Raw genomic sequence first — 12,157 nt, forward strand, 5'->3', positions numbered from 1 at the left:
CATCGTCCGTCGTCCGGCCCCATGTCCGCACCACTCAATCCATCCGAAGTCGCGCGCGAAGTCCTGCTGCAACTGGCCCAGCGCCGCATCCCGCCGACGCCGGACAACTACCAGCGCCTGTACTACGAGATCGCCGGCGGCGAGGCGGCCGAGGCGCCTTTTCCCGAGCGCTACGTCGCCCGCCTGGCCCGCCGCCTGCCGCGCGACAACGCGGAACGCCAGCGCCTAGCGCGCCAGCTGGAACAGGCCCTGGCAGGCGGTGACGGCGCCGCTGCGGAAGCCGCGCTGGGCCAGTACCTCGACGCCCTCGCGATCGAGCCTCCACCCGCCTGGAACGAGTTGATCGCGCGCCTGCTGCGGCAGTGGGAAGGGCGCCAGCTCGGCTGGACCACCGCGCGCAAGCGCGAGTCGCTGGAGCGCGTGCTCGCCGCCAGCGACCCCGCCACGCTCTACGCCCGCCTGCAGGCCTTGCTCGGAGCCTGGGGCCAGACGCCGACCGACCCCGAACTGCCGCCCACGCCGCACGTTCCCGACCTGCCCTCCGCCCCCGCGGCGGCCACGGCCGAGGGCAACGGCGGCACGGCGGCAACGGAAGTACGGCTGCTCGGCCGCGGCGAATCCGTCGAGCTGCTCGCAAACCTGCGCGAACTGCTGCTGTTGACACTCGATACCGTCGTGCCCGCCATGCTCGGCGACGACGCGGCGCTGCTGCAGGATGCGCGCGAGATCGCCACCACGGTGCGCGGCGCGGCCGACCGGCCCGCGCTCGATGTCGGCGCGCGCCAGTTGCGCAAGTTCGCGCTGCGGCTGGAAGGCCATGCGGCCGACAACGCCGAGCTCCGCAACGGCCTTCTCGACCTGCTGCGTCTGCTGCTGACCAACATCGACGAACTGGTGCTGGACGACCAATGGCTGCACGGCCAGGTCGAAACCCTGCGCACCGTCCTCGACCAGACCCTCGACGTGCGCGTGCTCGACAACGCGGAGCGCCAGCTCAAGGAAGTGATCTACAAGCAGAGCCAGCTCAAGCACAACCTGGTCGAAGCGCAGCGCAACCTCAAGGCCATGCTGGCGGGCTTCGTCGACCAGCTCGCCCGCTTCAGCGCCTCCACCGACACCTACCAGGGCAAGCTCGGCGACTGCGCGCAGAAAATCGCCAACGCCCGCGACATCACCGAGATCGGCCACCTGCTCGACGAAGTCATGGCCGAAACCATCGCCATCCGCGACGAGACCCGGCGCTCGCACGACGAACTGCTGACCACGCGCGAACGGGTCGAGAGCGCCGAAGCGCAGATGGCCGCGATGCAGCGCGCGCTGGACGAAGCCAGCCGGCTGATGCGCCACGACACCCTCACCAACGCCCTCAACCGGCGCGGGCTGGAAGACATGTTCGGCAAGGAGTCGTCCCGCGCCCAACGCCACCACACCGGCCTGTGCCTGGCGCTGCTCGATCTCGACAACTTCAAGCGCCTCAACGACACCCTCGGCCACAGCAGCGGCGACGGCGCGCTGCTGCACCTTGCCACCGTCGTGCGCCGCCTGCTGCGTCCGCACGACACCCTGGCCCGCTATGGCGGCGAGGAGTTCGTGATCCTCTACCCCGACGCGGATCTCGCGCAGGCGGAAGCGGCGCTGATCCGCCTGCAGCGCGAACTGACGCGCAGCTTCTTCATGTCCAACCAGCAGAAGATCGTCATCACCTTCAGCGCAGGCGTCACCCCCGTGATCCTCGGCGAACCGCTGGAGCAGGCACTCGCGCGCGCCGATGCGGCGATGTACCGCGCGAAGCAGAACGGCAAGAACCAGGTGGTTGCCGCACCGGCAAACCCGTAGGCCGCGGGCCGGCAAAACGCCGGCAAGCCCTGGCAATAGTTGCCGCCTCGATCCGGCAACAACTCCCAACACATTGAAAATCAAGTAGTAAATCCGCGCCAGAAGACCTGGCACGCATTTCGCTGATATCTGGCCACAAGGCTCGGATGCCCTGCTCGAACCGCGGACACACTCTCCCGCGTCGGCGACCCGAGCACCAGCCGAACCAGATATCGAAGGAGATGCAAAATGGCACAGGTCATCAACACCAACGTCGCCTCGCTCAACACCCAGCGCCAGCTCAATGCGTCGCAGGGTTCGCTGGCGACTTCGCTGCAGCGCCTGTCGTCCGGGCTGCGCATCAACAGCGCGAAGGACGATGCGGCCGGCCTCGCGATTTCGGAACGGATGACCTCGCAGATCCGCGGCCAGGACCAGGCCCGCCGCAATGCCAACGACGGCATCTCGCTCGCGCAGACCGCCGAAGGCGCGCTGCAATCCGCGGGCGATGTGCTGCAGCGCATCCGCGAACTGGCGGTGCAGTCGTCCAACGCCACCAACTCCGCGTCGGACCGCCAGGCGCTCAACGCCGAAGTGAACCAGCTCACCGCCGAACTCGACCGCATCGCCAAGACGACCGAGTTCAACGGCCGCAAGCTGCTCGACGGCTCCTTCACGACCGCCACCTTCCAGGTCGGCGCCAACGCCGGCCAGACCATCCAGGCCACCACCGCCAACTTCAGCACGAGCCAGTACGGCGGCTACCGCATCGGCTCGCTGGCGGCGACCACGCCGGGCGACAAGGGCGACCTCACCCCCGGCAGCACCGCCTTCGCGCTCGGCTCCAGCGCGGCGGCGACCAACCGCGTGGTTGGCGGCACCGTCACCATCAACGGCGCCAGCGGCACCTCCACCGCGGTGATTCCGGCCGGCGCTTCGGCCAAGGCGGCTGCGGCGCTGATCAATGCCGAAAGCGGCACCACCGGCGTGACCGCGACCGCGAAGACCGAGTTCGACATCGACTTCAGCGCGCCCAACACCAGCTACAAGTTCGACCTGAGTTCGGACAACAGCACCGCGATCACGGTCTCCTTCACCATCGGCGCCGAAGACGTGGATGGGCTCGCGGCCGCGGTCAATGCGTTCAACGACGTGTCGTCCAAGACCGGGGTGACCGCACGGGTGAACGACGCCGGCGACGGCATCACGCTGCTCAACGCGTTTGGCGAGAACATCTCGCTCACCAACGCGGCCTCGGGCTCCAGCGCCGCCACCATCGGTGGCACCGCCACCGCCGCCGGCGCCACGGCGATCGGTACCGGCCAGCTGGTGCTCGACTCCGACAAGTCCTTCAGCATCGACGCGCCCAACGCGACCGACTTCTTCAACAACGTGTCGGCCTCCGCCCAGCTCCAGCGCGTCGCGGACCTCGACGTCAGCTCGGTGGACGCGGCGCAGCGCACCCTGGCGATTGCCGATGCCGCGCTGTCGGCGATCAACGGCCAGCGCGCCAAGTTCGGCGCCCTGCAGTCGCGCTTCGAAACGACGATCTCGAACCTGCAGATCTCGTCCGAAAACCTGTCGGCCTCGCGCTCGCGCATCCGCGATACCGACTTTGCGGCGGAAACCGCCAACCTCACCCGCTCGCAGATCCTGCAGCAGGCCGGCACGGCGATGCTCGCCCAGGCCAATGCGCTGCCGCAGCAGGTGCTGTCGCTGCTGCAAGGCTAAAGGCGGCGATTCCATTCCACGCTGCAACGGCCGCTTCGCGCGGCCGTTCTTTTTTCTGCCGGGCCAAAGGGCTGATGGCGGAATAGGCTTAGTCGTCCGGAACCCTGGTTTATAGTAGTCACACGGCCACGCGCCCCTTTGTTCCCCATGCCCACCATGACCCAGCCGCAGCCTCCGATTTTCGTCACCGAACCGCATTTGCCGCCGCTGGAAGAATTCCTTCCGTATCTGGAGCGGATCTGGGCCAGCAAGCGCATTACCAACAGCGGCCCCTTCCATCACCAGCTGGAAGCCCAACTCGCGGCCTATCTCGGCGTCGACCATCTGAGCCTGTTTGCCAATGGAACATTGGCACTGGTTACCGCCCTTCAGGCCCTGCGCATCGGCGGCGAAGTCATCACCACGCCGTACACGTTTGCAGCGACGGCGCATTCGCTGCTCTGGAACAACATCAAGCCGGTATTCGTCGATATTGATCCGGACACCTGCAATCTCGACCCCGAGCGGATAGAAGAAGCCATCACGCCAGCGACGACGGCGATCCTGCCGGTGCACTGCTACGGCATTCCCTGCGACGTCGAACGAATCCAGCAGATCGCCGATACCTACGGCCTGAAGGTGATCTACGACGCGGCGCATGCCTTCGGGGTCAAGAAAGGCGGCCAGAGCATCCTGCGCCACGGCGACCTCGCAATCCTGAGTTTTCACGCCACCAAGGTCTTCAACACGTTTGAAGGCGGCGCGATCGTCTGCCCGGACGCGAAGATCAAGCAACGCATCGACTATCTGAAGAATTTCGGTTTCGCCGACGAAGTCACCGTGGTCGCGCCCGGCATCAACGGCAAGATGAACGAGGTCAGCGCGGCGATGGGGCTGCTGCAGCTCAAGCATATCGACCAGGCGCTGGACAACCGCGCCGCCATCTACAGGCGCTACCAGCAGGCTTTCAGCGGCTGCGAAACGCTGAGGGTGCTGGAGGCCCCGGCGGACCTGGACTGGAATCACGCCTATTGCCCGCTGTTCGTACAGGCGGACCACCCGGTGAGCCGCGACGGACTCTACGAACGGCTGAAGGCCCACAACATTCATGCGCGGCGCTATTTCTACCCGCTCATCAGTTCGTTCCCGATGTACCGCGGCCTGCCAAGCGCCGCGAGCAGGCTGCTGCCGAACGCAACCCGGATTGCCGAGCAGGTGATCTGCCTCCCGATCTACCCTTCCCTGAGCACGGACGACCAGGAACGATTGATCGACATCGTGTTGCAGACGGCGCAATGAAGCGGATTTTCGTATTTCCCTGCGGATCCGAAATCGGGCTGGAGATACACCGCGCCATGTCTTACTCGGCGCATTTCGCGCTGGTCGGCGGCTCCAGCGTGGATGATCACGGGCGCTTCGTTTATGAGGAATACCTCGGCGGGCTCCCATTTCACGACGGCCCGGATTTCGCCGACCGCATTGCAAGCATCGTCCGGGAACACCGGATCGACGCGATCTACCCGACCATGGACGCGGTTGCCGAGACCTTGCAGGATCTGGCCGGCCGGCTCGGCATCCTGGTCATCGGCAGCGATGCCCGCGCAACCGCGCTATGCGCCTCGAAGCAGGCCACCTATGCGCTTCTTGCCGGCCTCATTCCAACGCCGGCGCGTTACCCGTCGCTGGAATCAATCGGAGACTATCCGGTTTTCATCAAACCGGATCGCGGCTACGGCGCCCGCAACTGCCTGCTGGCGAACACGCGCGAGGCTGCTGAGGCATTTCTCGCCGGCCAGCGCACCGGCGCCATGCTGTTGCTGGAATACCTGCCGGGCAAGGAATGGACGGTCGATTGCTTCACCGACCGCCACGGCCGGCTGCGCTTTCACGGCGTACGCCAGCGCAGCCGGATCAGCAACGGCATCAGCGTCAATACCTCACCCAGCACGCAGTTCGCCGCCGAATTCCAGAGTTGGGCCGAAACCATCAACGCGGCGCTGAAACCGCGGGGCGCCTGGTTCTTCCAGGCCCGCGAGGATGCCGCCGGCCAGCCCAAACTGCTGGAAGTCGCCGCCCGCCTGGGCGGCTCTTCCGGGCTGTTCCGCTGCCAGGGCGTCAATTTCGCCTTGCTGAGCGCGTTCGACGCGTTCGGCCACGATGTCGACATCGAGCGCAATGCGTACGCGATCGAACTCGACCGCGCACTCGACAACCGCTATCGCATCGGGGTGGATTACACCCACGTGTTCGTGGACCTCGACGACTGCCTGCTGATACACGGGCGGCTGAATCATCAACTCGTCGGATTCCTGTACAAGGCCGTTTCTGCCGGGAAACACCTGACGCTATTGACCCGACACCGACGCGCCCCGGACGAAACCCTGCGCGCCCTGCGCATCCGCGAACTGTTCGACCGCGTCATCCACATCACCGACGGCAGCCCCAAGTCCGCTCATATCGACGAGGAGCGCGCGATCTTCATCGACGATTCGTTCGCCGAGCGGCGCGAGGTTGCCCACCGGCATCGCGTCCCGACATTCTCGCCAGACATGGTCGAGTGCCTGCTTTAGGATCGGCCCAGGCGTCACGGCAACGCCCACCATCCGCCGCCGACATTGCCCCGGAATCAGACATGGATACACCGCGAAACGCCCCCGAAGCCCCCGCCGCAGAGGACACGCCTTCTCCACGCAAGCAGATCGCCTTCAGCGGCACGGACCCGATCCGTGCAGCCTTGGGCGAACTGCGTGAAATCACCGAAGACCTGCTGCCCCAGTTCGGCGACGAGGTGTGGAACAAGCACAGCATGGTGACGATGAACGTCGCTGCGCTGTCCCGCGTCCTTTACCTGAACAACCTGTATCTCAAGATCCTGGACGTGCCCGGGGTGATTTGCGAATTCGGCGTGCAATGGGGCGCCACGATGACGCAATTGATCAATCTGCGCAGCGTCTACGAACCTTTCAATCACAGCCGCACCATCTACGGTTTCGACACCTTCGAGGGCTTCCCCGCGGTTCATCCGCAGGATGGAAACCTCGTCCGTTCGCGCGACCTGTCGACCGCCGCAGGGCATGAACAGACGCTGGAGCGGATTCTCCATCTGATGGAGCAGTTCCCGCCGCTTCCCCACCTCAAGAAGCACGCGCTGATCAAGGGCGACGCCAGCCACACCATCGATGAATGGCTGGAGAGCAATCCGCACGCGATCATCTCGCTCGCCATCTTCGACATGGATCTCTACGCGCCGACGAAAACCGTGCTGGAAAAAATCCGCCCGCGGCTGGTCAAAGGATCGGTACTTGCATTCGACGAACTGAACTGCCGCTACTTTCCCGGTGAAACGACCGCCCTGGACGAAGCGATCGGCCTCAACAACCTTCGCCTGTACCGAAGCCCGCACCACCCGTTCGGCGCCTGGGCCGTTTTCGGCGAATAGACCTGCGGTTAGCGCACCCAGCGAAGATCTGACGAGGGCCGGCGCTGCGCACTGAGCCCCCGGCGCCCGTCGCCACCGTTTTCCACCGGCGGAATCGCCTTCCATGGCCTGAATACCATGAGTCGCATGTACAAGCTGAAAGCGTCGCTGCTAAGGCGCGCCGACAGACCCACGATCGACCTTTCTCAACTCGAAAGCATCTCGCCCCCTGCCAGCGAAGCCGAACTGGTCGGCCGCTGGCGGGCGGACGCGCCCTGCGTGGTCAGCATCTGCATGCTCACCTACAACCACGCGCCCTATCTGCGCAAGGCGCTGGACGGCATTCTCGGCCAGCAAACCGACTTCGGCTTTGAAATCCTGATTCACGACGACGCTTCGACGGACGGTACGCAGGACATCATCAGGGAATACCAGCTTCGCTACCCGACGGTGATCAAGCCGATCCTCCAAACCGAGAATCAATGGTCCCAGGGGGTCAATCCTTCGATCACGTACAACTACCCGCGGGCCAACGCCGAATTCGTGACCTGGTGCGAAGGCGACGACATGTGGACCGACCCGCTCAAGCTGGCGCTCCAGGTCGACGGACTGCGCCGCCACCCCTCGATCAATCTTTCGTTTCACCAGGCGGTCCTGGTGCACTACGGGCAGAAGTGCGTCAAACCCTATCTGATCGGCGACTACGCCGACAGCGACCGGATCGTGTCTTTCCACGAGGCGATCTACCGGCCCCAGGGGCTGATTCCGACGGCATCGTGCATGGTGCGCTGGAGCGTCAAGCAAAAGCTCGCCGAGTTCATGAAAACGCGCGGCTATATCCGCGGCGGCGACGTCTTCCTGCAGATGTTCGGTGCGATGGGTGATGGCGCGCTGTACCACGCCAAGCCGATGTCCATCTATCGCTTCCAGACCAGGCACTCGCTGACGCGAGGCATGCGGGACGAAATCGAGAAACTGGCCAATCATCAGGCGGCGGTCATCCGTGCCTACCTGGAGATCAACCGCGAAACCGGCGGCAGCTTGTCGCGCGAGCTGAAGACCCTGATCTTCCAGCGGATCCTGTGGCTGTTCAATCGGGAACCCGTTCCGCCGCAGATCATCCGTTCGCTCAATCTGGATGCGCTGATGCGGGAATTCCTCAAGATCAAGCGCGCCATTCACCGCAAAGCAGTCGAATTGAACGAGAGCCCGCGCAACCACGTCATTTACGGGTGCGGCTCAGGCTGCACGATGATCATGAAGAAGATTGATCAGGCCAAGGTCAGTTGCATCGTGGATCGCGACGGGAAATGGATCGGCGAAGAGATTTTCGAGAAGCCCATCGTCTCCGCGGACGAAATCGCGAAATTCCCCGACTGCAACCTGATCGTCAGCACGCTTGCCCCCGACAAGCGCGCCATTGAACGGCTGGCGGCCCGCCACGGGGTGAAACCCGAACGCATTCATTATTTCTTCGACGACCTCGTCGAGGCCATCGATATGAACCTGCTGTCGCGGGAAGCGCACGACCTGCCTTACGACTTTTCGGGCCAGCGCCCGCCCGGGTGGTGGCCGAGAAACGAAACCCGCACCGTTTCTTCAACCACCTGCTGAAGCGCTCGTGCGCCACTCAATCAAACATCGGGAGCGAGAAACGACATGAAAACGAAGATCGTGTATGTCGGCATGAGCGCCGACCTCGTCCACTCAGGCCACCTGAACATCATCCGCCACGCCGCAAGCCTGGGCGAAGTCGTGATCGGACTGCTGACCGACAAGGCCATTGCAAGTTACAAGCGCATTCCGTACATGCCCTTCGAGCAAAGGATGGCGGTGGTCGAGAATATCAAGGGCGTCTCGCGCGTGGTGCCCCAGACGACGCTCGACTACACGCCGAATCTCGAATTGCTCAAACCCGACTACGTGGTGCACGGCGATGACTGGCGCGAAGGCGTCCAGCGCGAAACGCGGCAGAAAGTCATCGACACGCTCAAGCAATGGGGCGGCGAACTGGTGGAGATTCCTTACACCGCCGGCATTTCATCCACCCGTCTGCAGGCCGCGATCAAGGAAATCGGCACCACGCCCGACATCCGGCGCAGCGCCCTGCGCCGCCTGCTGCAGGTCAAGCCGCTGATCCGCTTTCTCGATATCCATAACGCCCTCTCGGGGCTGATCATCGAGCACACCGCGGTGGATACGCCCAGCGGACGACGCGAGTTCGACGGCATGTGGGGCAGCAGCCTGACCGACTCGACCGCGAAGGGAAAACCGGACATCGAGGCGGTCGACGTTTCCGCCCGGGTGCAGACGCTCAACGAAGTCCTGGAAGTCACCACCAAGCCCATCATCTACGACGGCGATACCGGCGGTCAGCCCGAACATTTCAACTTCACGGTCCGCACGCTGGAGCGCCTGGGCATCTCGGCGATCGTCATCGAGGACAAGACCGGGCTGAAGCGCAATTCGCTGTTCGGCAACGACGTGCCGCAAACGCAGGAGAGCATCGAGAACTTCTGCAACAAGATCCGCACCGGCAAGCGCGCGCAGGCGACCGACGAGTTCATGATCATCGCCCGCATCGAAAGCCTCATCCTGGACAAGGGCGTCGATGATGCGATCGAACGTGCGCAAGCCTATCTGGCCGCGGGCGCGGACGGCATCATGATCCACAGCCGCAAGACCACGCCCGACGAAATCTTCGCGTTCTGCGAGCGCTACCGCCAGCTCGAAAACCGCAAGTACCTGGTGGCGGTGCCGTCCACCTACAACACCGTCACCGAAGAAGAACTGCAGCAACGCGGCGTGAACATCGTCATCTACGCCAACCACCTGTTGCGCAGCGCGTACCCGGCCATGGTCGAGACCGCCAGGTGCATCCTGGAGCATCACCGCTCCTCCGAGTGCGACGCCCGGCTGCTTCCGATCAACGATATATTGGCACTCATTCCAGGCACCCGATGATGATCGATCCCGGCCATTTCCTCGATTCCCTGCGCCGTCGCGGCGTCGACTTCTTTACCGGCGTTCCCGATTCGCTGCTGGCGAGTTTCTGCGCCTATGTGGACGATCACTGCGCGGACGGCCAGCACGTGATCGCGGCCAATGAAGGCAATGCGGTGGCGATGGCGCTTGGCCACCACCTGGCAACCGGCAGCACCGCGGCCGTCTATATGCAGAACTCGGGCCTCGGCAACGCCGTCAATCCCTTGACCTCCCTCGCCGACGGCGAGGTGTATCGCGTGCCGATGCTGCTCATCGTCGGATGGCGGGGAGAACCCGGCATCAAGGACGAACCCCAGCATCGCAAGCAGGGCCGGATCACGCGCCCGCAACTGGACGTGCTGGAAATTCCCCACTGGGTCGTGCAGGGCGACAGCGACATCGAGGCGATCCTCGACGAGGCGTTCCGCGCGATGGCGAACACCGGCGCCCCGGTGGCGCTCGTGGTGCGCAAGGACGCGTTCGGCGACTATCAAGGCCAGCGGAAGTCGGCGCCGCTCTCCGCCCTGCTGCGTGAAGACGCGCTGCGCCGCATCCTCGAACTGGCAGCGCCCGACGACCTCATTGTCTCGACCACCGGCAAGACGTCGCGCGAACTGTTCGACCTCCGCGTCGCGCGGGGCGAGGCGCAGCAGGACTTCCTGACCGTGGGCGGCATGGGACACACCGCTTCCATCGCGCTCGGCGTCGCGATGCGTCAAGCGGGGCGGCGGGTGATCTGCCTCGATGGCGACGGCTCGCTGCTGATGCACATGGGGGCGATGGCCGTGATCGCGCAACAGAAACCCGCGCGTTTCGTCCACGTCCTGCTGAACAACGGCGCCCACGAATCCGTTGGCGGCCAGGCCACCGCCGCCCCGCGGGTCGATTTCGGGAAACTGTCGGACGCGGTCGGATACGCCGGCTATGCGTGCGCCGACACGCTCGACAGCCTGAGCACCGCGTGGGCGCAGGTCGCCGAGGCAAACGGGCCGGTGTTGCTGGAATTGAAGCTGCGCTGCGGCTCGCGCAAGGATCTCGGACGGCCGACCACGAGCACCTGGGACAACAAGCAGGCCTTCATGGAAGCCGCCGGTGACTGACACCGTGCCGCTTACCGCCTGGAGCTACCACAACCCGGTCAGGGTCGTCGGCGCCGGCCTGTCGACGCTGGCCCCGCAGTTGCCGCACGGAAGGCGTGTATTGCTGGTGACCAGCCGCGGCGCCGCGGAGCGGGGAATCGCCCGTCAGCTCGAAGCGGCGCTGCCCGGCCGGACGGTCGCGCTACTGGATGATGTCGTCCCCAACCCCGACCTCCGCTACCTGGACGAAACGGCTGCCCGCCTGCGGGGTACGGAAATCGATCTGGTGATCGCGCTCGGCGGCGGCAGCGTTCTCGACGCGGGCAAGGTGCTCGCCCTCCTCCTGCGCCGTCCGGAACCCGATCTGCTCACGCAGTGCTTCCGCAACAGGCGCGATGTCGCGTGGACCGAGCGGCTGCCCTTGGTCGCCATTCCGACCACGGCGGGCACCGGTGCCGAAGTGACGCCGTTCGCGACGGTGTGGGATCACGAACGCAGCGCCAAGCACTCGCTCGCCACCCCCTTCGCCTATCCTGACCTTGCGGTGCTGGACGCAGCGCTGACGCTGACGCTTCCGCCGGAGCACACCTTGTACCCGGCGCTGGACGCCCTGTCCCACGCACTGGAGTCGCTGTGGAACCGCAGCGCGACGCCGGTCAGCCGCGGGCTGGCCCTTCAGGCCCTGGCGCTGGCCGGCCGCGCGCTACCCGAGGTGCTTGCGCAGCCGGGCAATCTCGCGCGCCGGGCAGACATGCAACACGCCAGCCTCCTTGCCGGCATGGCGATCAGTCAGACGAGGACCGCGGTCGCCCATGCGATTTCCTACCCCCTGACCCTCCACCACGGCGTTCCCCACGGGCTCGCCTGCAGCTTCACGCTGCCCACGCTCCTGCGCACCAACCTCGACCGCATTGCGCACAACCCGTCGGAACGCCTGCTGCTGGAAGCGGTGCTGGCGATGCTCGACACCTTCGGCCTGGGCCAGCGCCTGCTCCAGTATCTGCAGCGCGATGACGTGCGGCGGCTGCATGGCGAAATGTTTACCGCCGAGCGCAGCAACAACTACAACGGGGTTCCGTTCGCCGACGTGGCCGAGATCATCGATTCCGCCCTCGCGCAGACGGGCAAGGACTAGCAAGCACGGCAAGAC

General features: G+C 65.0%; 9 protein-coding genes. All 9 read left to right on the forward strand.

Annotated features, from left to right (window positions below; translation table 11 throughout):
* The first annotated feature begins 21 nt into the window (after positions 1-21).
* The 9 genes from dqs_RS13920 (at position 22) to psrA (ending at position 12,142) form a co-directional block, all read left to right on the forward strand.
* Positions 22-1,836, forward strand: a complete 1,815-nt coding sequence (locus dqs_RS13920; RefSeq protein WP_065340875.1) for a GGDEF domain-containing protein — start codon at positions 22-24, stop codon at positions 1,834-1,836.
* Positions 1,837-2,064: 228 nt separating this feature from the next.
* A complete protein-coding gene (locus tag dqs_RS13925; RefSeq protein WP_011766419.1) occupies positions 2,065-3,546 on the forward strand; it encodes a flagellin N-terminal helical domain-containing protein in 1,482 nt (493 codons plus the stop codon).
* Positions 3,547-3,702: 156 nt separating this feature from the next.
* A complete protein-coding gene (locus dqs_RS13930) occupies positions 3,703-4,824 on the forward strand; it encodes a DegT/DnrJ/EryC1/StrS family aminotransferase (protein ID WP_148268759.1) in 1,122 nt (373 codons plus the stop codon).
* Positions 4,825-4,880: 56 nt separating this feature from the next.
* Positions 4,881-6,095: an ATP-grasp domain-containing protein gene (locus tag dqs_RS13935; RefSeq protein ID WP_157108194.1), complete on the forward strand. Its 1,215-nt coding sequence runs from the start codon at positions 4,881-4,883 to the stop codon at positions 6,093-6,095.
* A 62-nt stretch (positions 6,096-6,157) separates the two neighbouring features.
* On the forward strand, positions 6,158-6,964 hold the full coding sequence (locus dqs_RS13940; RefSeq protein ID WP_065340877.1) for a TylF/MycF/NovP-related O-methyltransferase: 807 nt from the start codon (positions 6,158-6,160) through the stop codon (positions 6,962-6,964).
* Positions 6,965-7,090: 126 nt separating this feature from the next.
* Entirely contained in the window at positions 7,091-8,557 is a 1,467-nt protein-coding gene (locus tag dqs_RS13945; RefSeq protein WP_065340878.1) for a glycosyltransferase, read from the forward strand.
* 45 nt (positions 8,558-8,602) lie between these two features.
* Positions 8,603-9,907 carry a phosphoenolpyruvate mutase gene (aepX, locus tag dqs_RS13950; protein ID WP_011766424.1) on the forward strand — a complete coding sequence of 435 codons (1,305 nt, stop codon included), beginning with the start codon at positions 8,603-8,605 and terminating at the stop codon, positions 9,905-9,907.
* Positions 9,904-11,028: a phosphonopyruvate decarboxylase gene (aepY, locus tag dqs_RS13955; RefSeq protein ID WP_157108195.1), complete on the forward strand. Its 1,125-nt coding sequence runs from the start codon at positions 9,904-9,906 to the stop codon at positions 11,026-11,028. The genes aepX and aepY overlap by 4 nt, the downstream gene beginning before the upstream one ends.
* Positions 11,021-12,142 carry an iron-containing alcohol dehydrogenase PsrA gene (gene psrA, locus dqs_RS13960; protein ID WP_169823519.1) on the forward strand — a complete coding sequence of 374 codons (1,122 nt, stop codon included), beginning with the start codon at positions 11,021-11,023 and terminating at the stop codon, positions 12,140-12,142. The genes aepY and psrA overlap by 8 nt, the downstream gene beginning before the upstream one ends.
* The last annotated feature ends 15 nt before the right edge of the window (positions 12,143-12,157 follow it).

It is taken from the genome of Azoarcus olearius (assembly GCF_001682385.1).
Lineage (GTDB): Bacteria > Pseudomonadota > Gammaproteobacteria > Burkholderiales > Rhodocyclaceae > Azoarcus > Azoarcus olearius.

Excerpts from the sequence above, each read along its gene's own strand:
- aepX (WP_011766424.1), top strand. The coding sequence starts at position 8,603 with ATGAAAACGAAGATCGTGTATGTCGGCATGAGCGCCGACCTCGTCCAC.
- dqs_RS13945 (WP_065340878.1), top strand. The coding sequence starts at position 7,091 with ATGTACAAGCTGAAAGCGTCGCTGCTAAGGCGCGCCGACAGACCCACG.
- dqs_RS13925 (WP_011766419.1), top strand. The coding sequence starts at position 2,065 with ATGGCACAGGTCATCAACACCAACGTCGCCTCGCTCAACACCCAGCGC.
- aepY (WP_157108195.1), top strand. The coding sequence starts at position 9,904 with ATGATGATCGATCCCGGCCATTTCCTCGATTCCCTGCGCCGTCGCGGC.
- dqs_RS13930 (WP_148268759.1), top strand. The coding sequence starts at position 3,703 with ATGACCCAGCCGCAGCCTCCGATTTTCGTCACCGAACCGCATTTGCCG.
- dqs_RS13920 (WP_065340875.1), top strand. The coding sequence starts at position 22 with ATGTCCGCACCACTCAATCCATCCGAAGTCGCGCGCGAAGTCCTGCTG.
- dqs_RS13935 (WP_157108194.1), top strand. The coding sequence starts at position 4,881 with ATGTCTTACTCGGCGCATTTCGCGCTGGTCGGCGGCTCCAGCGTGGAT.
- dqs_RS13940 (WP_065340877.1), top strand. The coding sequence starts at position 6,158 with ATGGATACACCGCGAAACGCCCCCGAAGCCCCCGCCGCAGAGGACACG.